9 protein-coding genes are annotated in these 16087 nt (G+C 46.0%); 4 read left to right on the forward strand and 5 right to left on the reverse strand.

Annotation, left to right across the window (positions count from 1 at the left end):
- Nucleotides 1-75 precede the first annotated feature (75 nt).
- Complete coding sequence (locus tag E5S67_RS05970; RefSeq protein ID WP_339382747.1) at nt 76-888, forward strand: retropepsin-like aspartic protease family protein; 813 nt, start codon at nt 76-78, stop codon at nt 886-888.
- Nucleotides 889-1064: 176 nt separating this feature from the next.
- Here the strand turns inward: E5S67_RS05970 and trpD are convergent, their stop codons facing one another.
- Both trpD and E5S67_RS05980 read right to left on the reverse strand, forming a co-directional pair.
- A complete protein-coding gene (gene trpD, locus E5S67_RS05975) occupies nt 1065-2180 on the reverse strand; it encodes an anthranilate phosphoribosyltransferase (protein ID WP_172186152.1) in 1116 nt (371 codons plus the stop codon).
- Between the two features lie 9 nt (nt 2181-2189).
- A complete protein-coding gene (locus tag E5S67_RS05980; RefSeq protein WP_216670221.1) occupies nt 2190-2360 on the reverse strand; it encodes a hypothetical protein in 171 nt (56 codons plus the stop codon).
- 696 nt (nt 2361-3056) lie between these two features.
- Here E5S67_RS05980 and E5S67_RS05985 point away from each other — a divergent pair.
- Complete coding sequence (locus tag E5S67_RS05985; protein ID WP_172186154.1) at nt 3057-6038, forward strand: PAS domain S-box protein; 2982 nt, start codon at nt 3057-3059, stop codon at nt 6036-6038.
- Between the two features lie 392 nt (nt 6039-6430).
- Here the strand turns inward: E5S67_RS05985 and E5S67_RS05990 are convergent, their stop codons facing one another.
- Complete coding sequence (locus E5S67_RS05990) at nt 6431-11902, reverse strand: trifunctional serine/threonine-protein kinase/ATP-binding protein/sensor histidine kinase (RefSeq protein WP_172186155.1); 5472 nt, start codon at nt 11900-11902, stop codon at nt 6431-6433.
- 502 nt (nt 11903-12404) lie between these two features.
- Between E5S67_RS05990 and E5S67_RS32265 the strand changes: the two genes are divergently transcribed.
- Nucleotides 12405-12551, forward strand: coding sequence for a hypothetical protein (locus E5S67_RS32265; RefSeq protein ID WP_216670222.1), 147 nt, complete (start codon nt 12405-12407; stop codon nt 12549-12551).
- Nucleotides 12552-12632: 81 nt separating this feature from the next.
- On the opposite strand, the gene E5S67_RS32270 is transcribed toward E5S67_RS32265, so the two are convergent.
- Nucleotides 12633-12857, reverse strand: a complete 225-nt coding sequence (locus E5S67_RS32270; RefSeq protein WP_216670224.1) for a hypothetical protein — start codon at nt 12855-12857, stop codon at nt 12633-12635.
- Between the two features lie 67 nt (nt 12858-12924).
- Here E5S67_RS32270 and E5S67_RS05995 point away from each other — a divergent pair, with 67 nt between their 5' ends.
- Nucleotides 12925-14178 (forward strand): FAD/NAD(P)-binding protein, encoded by a 1254-nt coding sequence (locus E5S67_RS05995; protein WP_172186184.1) that lies wholly within the window; start codon nt 12925-12927, stop codon nt 14176-14178.
- Between the two features lie 194 nt (nt 14179-14372).
- Here the strand turns inward: E5S67_RS05995 and E5S67_RS06000 are convergent, their stop codons facing one another.
- A complete protein-coding gene (locus E5S67_RS06000; RefSeq protein WP_343045289.1) occupies nt 14373-15866 on the reverse strand; it encodes a dihydrolipoyl dehydrogenase family protein in 1494 nt (497 codons plus the stop codon).
- Nucleotides 15867-16087 lie beyond the last annotated feature (221 nt).

Raw genomic sequence — 16087 nt, forward strand, 5'->3', positions numbered from 1 at the left:
TTTGTGCAAGAGTTCGGCAAAGCAAGGCACTTATGCCGGAGGCAGAAGCAACAGGTAATCAAAAAGTTGCAACAAGTGCAAATTGTCCCACTCCTCACCCTCGGCATCTTCTACTCTCTCCATCTCCCTCTCGACCAGCAATTTATCTACCAGCAGCTTGTGAGGGCGGGCGGAAAGTCTAAATCTATACCAAAAGGCAGTTGTCGCTGTTACGATCGAGCTACACCGTTTAATCAAACTATGGCTAGCAAATCTCCCTTGCCTTTACTCTCAAACTTATACAAGCATCTACTGAACGCTCAAAACCTGCGCCAACCGTTACTGGTGTTAACAACAGTTATTTCTCTGAGCAGTTCAATTTTAGTAGGGACTGTTGCCAACTCCTCGCGAGCAGTGGCTCAAGAAACTGAGGGATGCTTCATGCGCAGCTCCTCAGGCCGAACCCTCAACCTCAGCCAATCAGTTTGCGGTTTTCTCCCCGAAGCATTGAATCCCGCTACTTCGCCCGCGGCGGCCAAGTCTGGAGTATTTCAGGCAAAAATCAAACGCAGAGAGGCTAATATCCCCGTCATAGAAGTCACATTTAACGGCAAACAAAAGTTCGAGATGATGGTAGATTCTGGAGCTAGTGGCACAGTAATTACACCAGCAATGGCTAAAGCCTTGGGCCTTGTTCTCCAGGGAACAGTGCAAGCACAAACTCCGAACGGAGTGGCTACTTTCCCCCTCGGTCGCCTGACTTCTATTGAAGCTGGGGGTCTGGCAGTTCAAAATGTAGTTGTTGCCATCTCGCCATCCCTAGATATCGGACTTTTGGGTCACGATTTTTTTGGTAATAAAGACATAACGATTAAGCAAGATGTGATTGAATTTCGACCGCGCTCTTAAAAAGAAGGAAGAAGGAAGAAGGAAGAAGGAAGAAGGAAGAAGGAAGAAGTAAAGAAAAATTGAAAATTCAATAATTTTTCTTGTTGGTTAGTTAAAACAAAAAATTCCTTCATCCTTCATCCTTCTTCCATCCGTTACATCCGTTACAAAATCCGTTGCCGAACTTCCTTCTTCCTTCATTTCAAAAACTCAATCAACTGCTGCAACTTCAACCAAGATTCGCCGCTCAATAAAATGTCCTTAGCCAGAGAAACTCCTGCTGCGTGAGAACCCATAGGAATTGCACCTCCCACCTGAAAAGCCAAAGACGCATTCAAAGCTACAACATCCATTTGTGCTCGCGTACCTTTGCCTTGCAAAACGTTCCGCAAAATATCGGCGTTTTCCTCAACATTTCCGCCTTTTAACGAGCCGATCGCACTTGGTGTCAATCCTACCTTTTCAGGATCTAAAGTAGTGAGTTCGACTTTGCCGTCCGACAAAACCGCCAAATCAGTCACATCACCCAAACCCGCCTCGTCCAATTTTTCTCTGCCGTGAACGACTACAGCTAACTCAGTCCCCAACTCGCCCAAAGCTTGAGCAATAGTTGATACCAGACTGGGATCGAACACCCCGATTACCTGCCCTGTAGGGCGCATAGGATTGACAAGGGGCCCTAAAAGGTTAAAAACAGTCCGCACCTTCAAAGTGCGCCTGAGCGACGCTACAGCCTTAAGTGCTGGATGCCACCCCGGCGCAAATAAAAAGGTGATACCCACGGAGTCTACCGCAGCTCTTACCTTCGCGCCATCGGCGTTGAGGTTGACTCCGAGTGCTTCCAACACGTCAGCAGAGCCCACTTTGCTCGATGCCGATCGATTTCCGTGTTTGGCAACTCGAACTTTGCCTGCGGCGGCCACAAAAGCTACAGCAGTGGAAATGTTAAACGTGGAAGCGCCGTCGCCGCCTGTGCCGCAAGTATCAATTAATTGGAGATTGGAGATTGAGGATTTGGGATTGAAAACGCTCTCGGATTCGCCTGCAAGCGACTGAGAATGCAATACCTGAGCCATTCCTGCCAATTCTTGGGCAGAGATGCCTTTGGCTTGGAGGGCCACTAAAATTGCTCCTGAAAGGACGGGGGGAATAGATTCTGCTAGCCATCCCTGCATCAAGTCTGCTGCTTGGGCGCGTGAGAGAGATTGTCTGTCTAACAGTTGTTGCAGGAGGAGTGGCCACAGAGGAGAATCCGCCGTGTGGGTTGAAGCAGGAGATAACTCTGGCGTTGCTAGTAGAGGGGAATCTGTCATTTATTAGTTCTAGTCAAATTTAGCCCGATCGAGCTTTTCGGCCAAACCGAGAATCGATCGGGATTTTACCAGACTTGCCGACCAAATTTTGCGCACCTGCACCCAGATTTTTGCCCAAATGCCAGCACCGCAACAGAATTTGTCCCCCCGCAGCAGCCGAATATGAATTTTTTGATACAACAATTACCCTATTGTTGTGCCAACTTTACAGAGAAACCCCCGATCGTACAACTGCCAGCAGTCTGCTGTATTATCTATCAGAAAGAATACTTAACAGTAACTCAGAGCGCCCAAAGACCGATAAAAGTTTCCGACAGGAGTTGTGGAGACCAAAAAATTTTAGACATTAGGGAGCCCCAGATTCATCTGTGGAGTCAATTCTTTAATCTAAAATCTAAAATCTCAAATCGACTGACAGCACGGACAGGGAGCGTTTAGCTCATACAGGCGGGTTAGTTGTCTTGGGTAAGAGTCGATCGCACTCTCACCCAAATCATAAAAATAGACTTTTGCGGTTCTAGAAGTCCCTGCTTTTTATTGTAACAACAGCCTTGCCGCTAATTTATATCAGGGTATTCAACTGCTAATATATTTCAGGGAGATTTCAACGAGCGGGTTTTCTTCCGATACCTGCACCGCAGGCCGATCGATTTGGCGATCCGATTGTGACAGCCAGTCACGGCTCAAAGAAAGACAGACCGGATAAACTAAACTTCGATCGGCAACAACTAACAACTAACAGCCCTGTATGACAGATGAATAAACACATTTGTGTCCGGCTGTGCCACAGCATCTTTCTGCCTCATTAACGGCTGAAGTTAAACAGGCGGTAGACCAAAAATATTCAACTCAAATCCAAGAGCAGGGTATTCACAAGTGGGAAAACAAAAATTAGAAAATAAAGCGATAGAATGCCTGAATGTCGCGGAGGCACTGCACCAAATGGAAGCAAAATATTACAGTATGTTTGAAAATGCTGTGTCGGGCATTTTTCAAACAACCGAATCCGGTCGCTACATCAGCGCTAACCCAGCTTTGGCTCGCATCTACGGATATAATTCCGCAGCAGAATTGATGAGTTGTCTGACTGATATCAGCGATCAGCTTTACGTCAATCCCGATCGGCGCGATCAGTTTGTTTCTGCTTTGCAAGAACAGGGCATCGTATCTGATTTTGAGTCGCAGATTTATCGGCGGGACGGAACAATAATTTGGATCGCTGAAAATGCGCGGGCTGTCTGCGATGAAGCGGGCAAATTGCTCTACTACGAAGGTTTTGTAGAAGATATCACCCAGCGCAAGCAGGCAGAATCTGGACTTCGAGAAAGCGAGGAACGCCTGCGTTTAATAATTGAAGGTGTTAAGGATTATGCTATATTTATGTTAGATACTGAGGGGTATGTAGCTAGCTGGAATTCTGGTGCAGAACGCATTTTGGGATACAGAGCTCATGAAATAATCGGCAATAACTCGGAGTGTTTTTTCACGAAAGAAGATCTTGAAATCGGCAAACCCCAAGAAAAATTAATCGGGGCGGTGGCAGAAGGTCGATACGAAAATGAAGGCTGGCGACTTCGCAAAGACGGCTCGCGGTTTTGGGGGAATATTATTGTTACTCCTTTGCGCGATGAAAGCGGAAAGTTGCAGGGCTTTTCTCAAGTAATGCAGGATATTACCGATCAAAAGCGGGCGGCTGAGGAAAAGATGCAATTGATTGCTTCTTTGCAGGCGTCGGAAAAAAAGTTTCGCACTTTGTACGAATCGACGACTGATGCGGTAATGCTGCTAGACGAAGAGGGTTTTTTGGATTGCAATCCGGCTACTTTAAAGTTATTTGGATGCAGCACTGAGTCGGAGTTTTGCGGCAAGCATCCTTCGGAGTTCAGCCCGCCGTTGCAACCGGACGGGCAAGATTCTATGAGTCTTTCTCAAGATCGAATTAATACGGCTCTGCGATCGGGAAATTGCCGTTTTGACTGGCGGCACTGCCGTTTGGATGGTTCTGAGTTTCCGGCGGAAGTGCTGCTAACTTCTATGGATATCGGCGGCAAAATAGGGCTGCAAGGCGTGGTGCGCGATATCACTTATCGGGTGCAGGCTGAGGAAGCCCTGAAGCAGGCTAATGAGGTATTGGAATGCCGGGTTAAAGAGCGGACAAGTCAGTTGGAAGAGGCTATTAAAAAGTTGAGTTTATCGGAAGAAAAGTTTTCTAAGGCTTTTAGATCTAGCCCTGATCCGATGATTATTACTACTTTTGCTGAGGGTCGTTTTATTGAAGTTAATGATAGTTTTCTGTCGATGATTGGTTATGCTTTAGAAGAAACGATCTGGAATACAGTACCGGGGTTAAATATTTGGGTAAGGTCTCAAGACCGAGTTAATTTTAGACAAAGTTTGCACGAACAAGGTGTTGTTCGCAATCAGGAATGCGAGTTTCGGATGAAGTCGGGATCGGTGGTGGTGTGTTTGCTGTCAGCGGAATTGATTAACTTGGACGGCGAACTCTGTATGCTGGCGGTGATGACGGATATTACCGATCGCAAACACGCCGAAGAAGCCCTACGGGAAAGCCAGCGGGCCTTGGCGACGCTGATGAGCAATTTGCCGGGGATGGCCTACCGTTTTCGCAACGATGCCGATCGCAGTATGGAGTTTGTCAGCGAAGGTTGCTATCAGTTAGCAGGCTATTCTCCTGAAGAATTTATCGGCACTCGGCAAATTTCTCTCTCGGAATTGACTCACCCGGACGATCGCGATAATTTGTGGAATGCCGTGCAAGTTGCCTTGCAAGAAAATCGACCCTATCAGCTAAATTACCGAATTACTTCTAAAAATGGCGAATTAAAATGGGTTTGGGAGCAAGGTTTGGGAGTGTTTTCCGACTCGGGAGAATTGATAGCTTTGGAAGGGTTAATTACTGATATTTCCGAGCAGAAACGCAGTGAAGAAGCTTTGCTGCGATCCCAAACAGAGTTAACCCAACAAAAACTTCAATTAGAAAATACTTTGCACGAATTGCAGCAAACTCAAGCTCTATTAATTCACACAGAGAAAATGTCTACTCTCGGTCAAATGGTAGCTGGTGTCGCTCACGAAATTAACAATCCCGTTAGCAGCGTCTGCGGCAATCTCGTCCACGTCGGCCACTACACGGAAGATTTGCTGAATTTGATCGATATGTACCAGAAGCACTGCCCGCAGCCGCCGGCAGCAATTAAAGGTAAAATTCAGGATATCGACCTAGAGTTTCTGCTAGAAGATTTGCCGAAAGCGATGTCTTCGATGCAGGTTGGGGCCGATCGCATTCGGGAAATCGTGCGATCTCTCAGGAATTTTTCCCGCAAAGATGATTCTCAAATGAGCAAAGTTAACCTGCACGAAGGGATTGAAGGAACGCTGCTGATCCTGCAAACCCGCCTGAAAGCCAGAGGCAACTATCCGGAAATTGCGGTAATTAAGGACTATGGAAATTTGCCTTTGGTTGAGTGTTATGCGGGGAAAATCAATCAGGTATTTATGAATTTGATCGGAAATGCGATCGACGCGATCGAGGAATACAACGAAGGGGATTCAGTTCCCGAAGCCAAAGCTAACCGCAGCAAAATTAAAATTAGGACAGAAGTCCAAAACTCCAATGCTGTCATTAGGATTTCTGACAACGGCCCCGGTATGCCAGAAGAAGTTTCCCAGCAGCTATTCGAGGCTTTTTTTACCACCAAACCCGCCGGCAAAGGCACCGGTTTAGGCTTGTCAATTTCTTACAAAGTTGTCCAAGAACACGGTGGCAAACTGAGCTGCGTGTCTGCACTGGGCCACGGAGCCGAGTTTATCATAGAATTGCCGATCGAACAGCCGTAAAGTGCGATAGAGTTTTTAGGTCGGAAATTCAACTTTCAAATTATGAAATTCAACTCCACAATCTCAGTAGCATAATAGCGGCCTTCATTTTGGTAAGGTAGAGGCTTAAAATCTCAAGGGAACTTTTAAGTCGAAACTGGGAACAAAAAAAAAGGGAAGAGTGTTTGTAAAGCAGGCGGTTGCAAACCGCTGTCTCAATCACGAATAAGGTGCGGGCGGAGGATAAGGGAATTAGTATATTCTTTCTTTCCCTAGCCCCAAGTCGCTAATTCTTAGCAAGAGAACCCCTAGCCGGTTGCTCGTTCCCCATTTCCCGTTCGCTCTTTCTTCTAATAACTTGGCTCGCAGTTGCGAGGCGGCGCTAATTGCGCTAAATAGCTACTACAAACTGCTCACCCCGGAATAGAAATCAGAAACTCCGAACCCTGCCCCGCGGAAGAATTCACGAGTAACGTACCTCCATGTTTTTCCACCACAATTTGGCGGGCTATAGACAATCCTAATCCGGTTCCTTGACCCACAGATTTGGTTGTGAATAAGTGGTTAAAGATGTTTTCCTGGACAGAGTTCGACATCCCCACTCCATTATCCTTAATCCGAATCAAAACCTGATTGTTGGATTCGCTCAGAGCAGTTTGAACCGTGATTTGATTGGGTCGGGCTTTAATTTCATTAAAACTCCGCCCCTTATTTGACTCCTCCAGAGCGTCAATGGCATTGGCCAGTACGTTCATAAATACCTGGTTTAACTGTCCGGGAAAACATTTTACTAGGGGCAAGTTACCATACTCTTTCACAACTTCAATGGCAGGGCGGAACTCGCTGGCTTTTAAACGGTGCTTGAGAATCAGCAGAGTGCTCTCTAGTCCGTCGTGAATATTGAAAGCAACTGGTCGATCGCTATCTGCCCTTGAAAACGTTCTCAAACTCGTACTGATATTGCGGATGCGATCGACTCCCTCTTTCATTGAGCTAATCAATTTGGGCAAATCTTCTCGCAAATACTCCAAGTCTATATCCTCGATTTTTTCTTCAACTTTAGCTCCTGGCTTGGGAAAACTATCTTGATATACATCGATTAGCTCGAACAAATCTTGTAGGTATTCTTGAGCTGGCTGTAAGTTGCCGGCAATAAAACCTACGGGATTGTTAATTTCGTGGGCTACTCCTGCCACGAGATTGCCGAGAGCAGACATCTTCTCACCTTGCACCAATTGCAACTGCATCTGTTTGAGATCGTGAAGATAAAGCTCTAGTTTTTGGGCATATTCCTGAGATTGTTGATACAGTCGGGCGTTCTGTAAGGAAATGGCAGCTTGCGAGCAGAGGATGTTGAGGATGGCGACGCGATCGCGTGTAAATGCTCCGATTGTGACATTATTCTCTATATACAAAATCCCCATTACTTTGCCTTGATGGAGAATGGGAGTGCATAAAACACTCTTAGGTTGCTGTTGGATGATGTAAGAGTCAGAAGCAAACGTGGTTTGAGTGCTGACATTATCAAACACTAAGGTTTCTTTTGTGCGTTTGACGTAATTAATTAAGCTCAGAGGAATTGCTTGACTTTCTTCAACTAGCAGAGAGTCTAGATGGCAATCTTGACGATTTGTACAGTGGACGGCAACTCTCCAATTTCGCTCTTCATTTAAAATTAATGCTCCGGTTTGTGCTCCGGCATTCTTCACAACCACTTGCATCAAAGTAGTCAGCAATTGCTCTAGCTCGATTTCGCTGGAGAGAGCTTGAGAAGCTTCGATTACTGTCGGCAAATCTACTAATTCCGAACTGCTCGTGCTGCCAATAATAGTCTTATTTGTGCTAGAGATAGATGATGCACCATTGGTAGAGGTGTGAATGGTTTCGTTTGGATGCTGGCGAGTTTGATTCGGTTGTAGGATAGCAGCCAGCAATTGGGGATAACGCTTTTCTAGATGGTCAATTTTCGCTTTTGCTCCCCAACGAGCGTAGGCGTAATAAGCATCAATTAGATAAGGTTGTGCGAGTTTTTCTTTGCCCCATTCCAAATAGAATTTAGCGGCGAGTTCGTGAGCTAGAGCTTCTTCGTTGGGGTATTCGTTCTCTTTGGCGAGGGCAATAGCCTTGTCGTACATCTCAAGGGCTTCTATTTTTTCGCCTAAAACCCGATGCCGATCTGCCTCTACTAGATAGAATTTATGCAGATGATTCATGGGGGCATGATGCCCCCATTTCTGCATTTTTTCTTGATTAGCTTGTACTCTGTCAAGTATGCCCTGTTGCTCTGAGTGTGGAGTATCAGAATACACCGCCAACCTCACTAGAGAATCGTAGAAATAGAAGATGGCAATACTTATCTGCCCTGAAGCTGCACTCAAATAACTTTCTATTTGAGCGATATTTTTAAATGCTTCGGGGTAATTCTCAAACAGATAACAAAGCACAAGTTCGTGCAAGTATAAGTAATGAATCCCTAGGTAGTTATTGGTTCGCTGATACAGTTGCAACATTGTCTCTTCGTCGTAGGCTTCTCCCTTTAAATGGGATGGGTCTTGCGATCTTCCTATCAAGTTCAAAACGGCTTGCCAACAAATTTTTAGATAAGAGAGTGCTGCTTCCTGGTGAATTTTACTAACGGCATCTGCGTAGCTTGCTATCTCTCGTTCGAGTTGCGTTAGTTGCTTGCCAATAAAATACGAATAATAACTGTATTCATAGATAGCATAGCCAGCAAATTCTAACTCTCCAGTTTCCAGCCCACAAAAATAATCTGACAGCAAAGGTTCTAAGGTGTTTCTGAGGTGTTCTTTCCAAGGTTGAATACCAGAATGCACGATTGCGGATGTCTTGGCTTGGATTTCTTTGGCATTTAATTTTGACACTAGACGTAAAGCAAGTTCACCTAATTGATAGCCCCGCTCAATATCTCCCATGCCACAGAGAAGAAAACTATATATGGCAAAAGCATAGGGAGACAAAGAAGCATTGCCATATTGGACAGATAAATTGACCTGTTTGCAAATTACCAAAGGCGCGAGTGGCGGCAGCGCTACGTAGGCAGGAGAAAATAGGCTTGACAGAATCGTTATAGTTGCTAGTTGTTGAGGATCTGTCATCAGAGGGAGATCGATTAAGTCCTCAGTTCCCTTTCCGCTCAAAATTGACGCGGTTTCTCCTAATGCCTGTCCAATATCAGAGAAATTTGGCTCGGAGGGAAACTCTACCCCCAACTGCTTTAAGACTGGCAACCCTGTATTCAGCGCTTCCTGTAGCTTATTTTGCGCCATATAAGCTTCTATCTGTACTTCATATACCTTCACTTTTTCCAGTAGCGTTTTGGCGCAGCTTTCCACGACTGATGCTAATGTCTCCATCCGGTCAAAGTCACCGCTTAGATATGCCGCTTCTGCTGCTTCGGTATGCAGCGCTAATGTTAGTTCGTATTGATTCTCCCAACTATTGGCTGTCAGTAATTTCTTCCCAAAATTGAAATATTCAACCGCAGCAACATAAGCGGTAGCAGCTTTGGCTTTCTTTCCAGCAACCAGATTCAATCGTGCTAATTGCTCCCCTTCTGCCTCCGGGGTAATTAGCTCAACTCCCACATTCAAGTGGTTGACAATATCAAAAATTCTTTCATCTCGCTCGGCTTCTGGCGTATTCTGTAATAACAGTTGACCGATTTTTGAGTGAGTCGATCGCTTTTGGTCTTCTGGAATCAGAGAATAGGCAGCTTGTTGGACGCGATCGTGTAAGAATCTGTATTTGGGTAATTGGTCGTGGGTAATGGGTAATGGGATAGATTTGTCCTTATCACCGTTTTCCCCGTTTTCATTTCCTTCTGCTTGGTAAAACTTATAAACCTCGCTAATGGGTAATATTAGCCCTTCTTGGAGAGCTTTCCACAGGTTTAGTGCAGTTTCTTCAAGCGATTTTTCCTCAACAATTGCCAGTGTTGCTAGCTCAAATTGATTGCCAATACAGGCTGCTAACTTCAAAACTTCTTGAGTTTGGACGGGCAACTTCCGTAACTGAATTGCTACGAATTCGACTACATCATCTGTCAGCGCTAATGTTCTTACTTTTGCAATATCGCACTGCCAGTGACGGATATCAAAATTAAACGAAATTAATCCATCTTCATGCAATGACTTGAGAAATTGGGTGCTAAAAAATGGATTGCCTTTAGTTTTCTGATAAACCAGTTCGGTTAAAGGTCGTGCTAGCACTTTTGAACAACCAAGAGTATCGGCAATTAAACCATTCACATCCGACTGCTGGAGCGGCGCTAGAGTAATGGTATTCACCGTTGCTGAGGCTTTTTCAATGTCCGCCAAGGTCAGCATTAACGGGTGTGCTGGAAAAACTTCGTTATCTCGATAAGCTCCCATCAAGAAAAGATAGCGACTCCCCAAGTTGCTCATTAAAAGTTGTATCAACTTTAACGATGCTGAGTCTGTCCATTGCAAATCATCCAAGAAAATAACTAGGGGATGTTCCTTTGTGGTAAAAACTTGGATAAATTTTTCAAATAACAAATTAAAGCGATTTTGGGCGGCACTGCCGGAGAGTTCTGGTACGGGAGGTTGTTCTCCAATCAAAAATTTTAATTCGGGTACAACTTCCACAATTGCTCCCGCATTTTCGCCCAAAGCGGCTAAGATTTCTGAATTCCACTGCTCGATTTTTGCGTCTGTTTCCGAAAGCAACTGCCCGATTAAATCTTGAAAGGCTTGGACAAAAGCTGAGAAGGGAAGGTTTCGTTGAAATTGGTCGAATTTTCCTTTAATAAAGTAGCCGCGCTGCCTGACAATTGGTTTGTGGACTTCGTTGACGACGGCGGTTTTACCAATGCCGGAGAAACCGGCAACGAGCATCATTTCAGTGCTGCCTGCACTCACCCGGTCAAATGCTTCTAGCAGGGTTTGCACTTCGGCTTCTCTGCCGTACAATTTTTCGGGGATGATGAAGCGATCGCACAAATCTCGCTGCCCTATTTTAAAGTTAGTCAGCGCCCCTGTCTCTTGCCACTGAGATAAGCAAGTTTCTAAGTCGTACTTGAGTCCCAGCGCGCTTTGATAGCGACCTTCAGCATTCTTCGCCATCAGTTTGCTGACAATCTCAGACAGCACCAATGGAACACTCTGGTTGACTCTTGAGGCTGCCAGTGGTTGTTTGGCGAGGTGGCAGTGTACCAAATCCATTGGATCGTCTGTTTGGAACGGTAACTTTCCTGTTAGTAATTCGTAGAATGTTACTCCTAGCGAGTAGAAATCTGTGCGGTAATCAATGCCTCGGTTCATTCGCCCAGTTTGTTCGGGAGATATGTAAGGTAAAGTGCCTTCGAGGACGTTGGGATTTTGAATTTCTTGGGTTTCGCGCGGCAGCAGGGAAGCGATGCTGAAGTCAATTAACTTGACTTCTTTGCTGGTGGGATTAATCAGAATGTTGGCGGGCTTGAGGTCTTTATGGATGACTCGGTGGCGATGAAGTCCGTCGAGTGAGTTGGCAATTTGAATCGCCACGGGCAGAAACTCGTTAACGGGCAAGCCTTCTAGGGGTTCCTTGCTTGCTGGCGCTAGACTAGCGAGGTAGCTACTTAAGGAAATTCCCCCAAAGTCTTCCATCACCAGAGCATAGTGGTTCTGGTACGTCTCCAGGCTGTATGCCTTCACACTGCCGGGGATATCTAAGTTTTTAGCAATGACGTACTGGTTGCGGAAGTGAACGAGTTCGTTGAAGCGGGGAAAGTCATTTCGCAGCATTTTGATCGCGACGGGCTGCCCATTTGAAGAGCGAAAGCCGCGATACACTAGAGTTCGAGTGCCTGCGTATATTTGCTCGTTAATGTGATATCCTAGGAAAAGATTTGTGCTGCTAGTCATACCTACGTATTCCTACTACTTCTATCCAGCCTGAAGCTTCTTAGAGTTACTATCTACTATTGTGGCTCTATCTGCCTTGCTCTGCATTAATTACATTTTTCTTAACATATTTTGAACAAGAAATTATGAAAGAGCGATTTGAAAAACCAGACTTAATATTTTATGTAAGAGCTGTTGATACTTCTGTTGAGACTAAGTAGAAAATGACTCCGCTAACGCTGATTGAACGACAGCAGTTGAGGGAAGAGGAACTTCAGAGGCTAATCAGGTACTTAAGAGTGTTTTTGAAACCGATGCTTGAAGGCGATCGCCTATAAAATCTAATTTTTAGTTGAGATAGTAATTTAATGTCATCAGTACAATTGGGGCGGATCGGGATTTAAAGCCGCAAGCAGACGAAATCGACTTGGTGCGCCAGAAGATTGCGGATCGCTTGGGGGTTGCCCGATCGCAAGCTGAATTATTTGACCAGATGCCACAACAAGCTGCCCAACTCTAAGAAGTGAATCAGCTATTAAATGCCAAAGTTCAGAAACGGACAATGAAACTAGCCGAAGTCAATTACGCACTGCCAGCAGAGATTAGAGTTCGTCAACCATCGTCGGGAGATCTGGCAATTGAGGCAGCGCCGCGATCGCCATTCGGCTAAGTTTTTTTTACTTGTCAAGTAATTTCAGGAAATGAATTACTGATTGACCAATCCAACTAAATGTGTTGATTCGGGAATTAGTCACTGCTGCAGCAGGCGGAACACCGTCCCTTGAGGTATCGCTACGCCAACGGACGATCGCCCCGACGCTTTCCGATCGCGGTTTTCATTGCAGTGAGCTAAAAAACCCGGTTTCTGAGCGTCGCAGTGCGTCCAGGAAGGGCAGAAAGCTCTCAGAAACCGGGTTTCTGAGCTTTTGCGTATCCTGTCTCTTTCTGCGAAACATCCCTCCTGCTTGCTCTCCAAAGGCGTAAACTTGATGCTCGATCAACCTATGATGAGAATTGTTATCATTCGCAAATCAGCAATTCTCATGCAAGCGAACTCAGAAGCCACGCCACCCCAAATTGATTTAGCTTTAATCGGCGCTGGGCCCCACGCCCTGACTTTGACAGCACACATATTAAAAAAACGCAAGATCCTCCGGGATAAACTTTTAGCATTCGATCCGAGCGGCGAATGGCTGACTCAGTGGCGGAGGCAATTTGCAGCTTTAGAAATTGGGCATTTACGATCGCCCGCAGTGCACCACCCAGATCCCAACCCCTACGAATTGCGAAGGTTTGCCGAAAATCGCTCCTCGGAATTGTTTCCCCCCTACGATTTGCCTGGAAGTCGGTTATTTGAGGAATTTTGCGGGGACACAATTAGACGGTGGCAATTGGGCGATCGAGTTATCAAAGCAAAAGTTACCCGCATTCAGCCGAAATTTGGCCGTTTCCGCCTGTGGTTTGAAGACGGAAAAAGTGCGATCGCCCGCCGAGTAATCGTCGCCGCCGGAAGCGGAAAACCGTATTTACCAGCGTGGGTAAATCAAATTCAAACACAGCATCCCGCCGAAAGAATTCGCCACTCCCATCAAGTAGATTTGCCAAATTTGCAATTGCACGGAGAACAAATATTAATTGTCGGCGGCGGACTAACCAGCGGACATTTAGCAGTAGGAGCAATTGCCAGAGGAGCCAAAGTCCTGTTAATTACGAGGCGCTATTTCCAAGAAAAACTATTTGATGCCGAACCCGGTTGGTTGGGGCCAAAATACCTCAAAGGATTCGCCGCCGAACCAGATTGCCAGAAACGTTGGGAAACCATTCAACAAGCCCGCAACGGTGGCTCGATGACACCGGAAATTATGACACAGTTGCGGAGGCTCTCGCACAGCGAAAAGCTGACATTTCACGAACAGTGCGAAGTTGTTGGCGTGCGGTGGGAAAATAACAGATGGACGGTTGATTGCAGCGGTGGGGAGACGTTATTTGTCGATCGAATTTGGCTAGCAACCGGCACGAAACTAGACATTGCAGCCGAGCCCATATTCAAAGAAATGCTAGAAACGCATCCCCTTGAAATAGTTAAAGGTTTGCCAGTCTTAGACAAACACCTGCGTTGGCCCGGATGCGAATTATTTTTGACTGGTGGTTTAGCCGCGCTGCAAGTGGGGCCAGCCGCAAGAAACCTTTCTGGGGCGAGAATGGCGTGCGATCGCATTGTACCGGCGATTGTCAAATCCAGCATTGCACTCTCGCCAGCAATAATTAGTCAGCAGTCATTAGTTATCAGTGAGTAGCGACGATCGGTTATTAGTTAAGTTGTTGTACATTTAAATTGCATATTTCTGGCGTCGGAGCAATGAGCCACTCATGGTTTGATTATTTGTTGACACACAATTTAAATGCTGAGCGAGCTTATTAGCAAGTTACTTTTTAACTCGGGGGTAATCATAGCAATTTCACAAATTCCTACTACAAACATTGGATTTATTTACTTATTCCAATACCTGCGCCAGTGAAACAGATTCTCCCATAAATTGCGCGAAAAAGTATTGCTACCCAAGCGCTGCGACTCCCAAAGAGCAGCAGTTTGACCGTTAATTGCCGAAAAACTCGACCAAATATAAGGAAGTTGGGCGATCGCCTCAACCTTCATCCCGTGACGCACAGCCAAAGCGATCGCGTGAATCAACTCAGCAGCTTGCGGCCCCACAATACTCGCTCCCAAAATCTCCCCGTTGCGACGCCCGACAATCTTACAAAAACCCGTTGTATCCCCGGACATTTGAGCTCTTTCAACATTCTTGAAATATTCCCGACAAACAATAAGATCGTCTCCAAAACGGCGCCTTGCTTGCGCTTCAGTCAAGCCAACCCTCGCCAACTGCGGATCGGAAAAAATCGCCCAAGGAATCCCGCGATAATCTATTTGAAACAGCGGCAAAAACAAAGCATTTTTCACAGCAACCGCAGCTTCGTAATTAGCGATGTGAGGAAACGGATAACCCCCAGCAACATCGCCGATCGCATAAATGCGGCGATTAGTTGTTTGCAGCTTTTCATTTAAAATCACCCCCCGAGCGCTAAATTTAACCTTAGCCGCTTCGAGATTTAACGATGAAAAATTGTGCCCTCTACCGGCGGCCAGAAAAATCTCCTCAGCTTCGATCGCCCTTGGCCCAGCTTGAATCCACTTTTTACCCTCAATCACCCTAGCTTGAGTCACCTCAGTAGCAGTCAGAATCCGCACTCCTTCAGCTTCCATTCCAGCTTGCACCAAACCAGCAGCCTCCCGGTCTTCTTTAGCCAAAATGTGCGAACTTTTCACCACCAAAGTGACAGCAACCCCCAGCCGAGCAAAAGTCTGAGCCACTTCGACACCGCTGGGATCTGCGCCGATTACAGCCAAACTTTTAGGCAACTCTGAAAGTTTTGCTAATTCCCCGACAGTTTCCGAAGTAAAAAAGCCAGCAGACGAAAGTCCTTCAATATTGGGAATCGCCGGCAGAGTTGGACAAGCTAGCAAATAACTGAGCGATCGCAATGAACGCCCGCCGACAACAAAAGCCAAATCCGGTTTCGCAACAAACTCGCCGCTGCCAAAAATAACATCGACTCCGCGAGCAGCTAAAACGCTGAGAGAATCTATTTCTGACAAATTAGAAACAACACCCTCTGCCCACTTTAGAACCCCGTCAAACCGCAATTCGCTCGGCATGGAGGAATTAGCGACTTCCCAGCGAACCCCCAACTGCTGGCGGCTGATCTGCTGGGCAAAACGAGCAGCCTCCCTCAAAGTTTGGCTGTATCTCAAACCAAGGTCGATCGACTCTTTTCCCCCTGTCGGCAAATCTTGCGAATTACTTAGCGGTTCCACCAAAGCAACGCGGGCCGGGAAATTAGTTGCAGTCAAAGCAGCATAGCGTCCGGCCGGAGTCCCACCAATAATCACTAAATCATAGTCAAGCATAAATAAAGAAGTCAATCGATTTTAGATTTTAGATTTTAGATTTTAGATTTTAGATTCAAGCATTGACCCCACGGATAAATTCGGGGGCTCCTTTATCGGATACAGGTTTTTTATTTCTGGACGGATGAATCCGGGGGCTTGTATCCTGGATGCTTTCGGTCAGTAGTCATTAGTCATTAGTTAGTAGTTTAGGACGATCCGCGTGCGGGGTCAGAAACCCGGTTTCTTCCTAGATA

The organism is Microcoleus asticus IPMA8 (genome assembly GCF_013179805.1).
GTDB lineage: Bacteria > Cyanobacteriota > Cyanobacteriia > Cyanobacteriales > Microcoleaceae > Microcoleus > Microcoleus asticus.

Bases quoted from the DNA above. Each gene is read 5' to 3' on its own strand.
- trpD (WP_172186152.1), bottom strand. From the start codon at position 2,180: ATGACAGATTCCCCTCTACTAGCAACGCCAGAGTTATCTCCTGCTTCA.
- E5S67_RS05990 (WP_172186155.1), bottom strand. From the start codon at position 11,902: ATGACTAGCAGCACAAATCTTTTCCTAGGATATCACATTAACGAGCAA.
- E5S67_RS05995 (WP_172186184.1), top strand. From the start codon at position 12,925: ATGCAAGCGAACTCAGAAGCCACGCCACCCCAAATTGATTTAGCTTTA.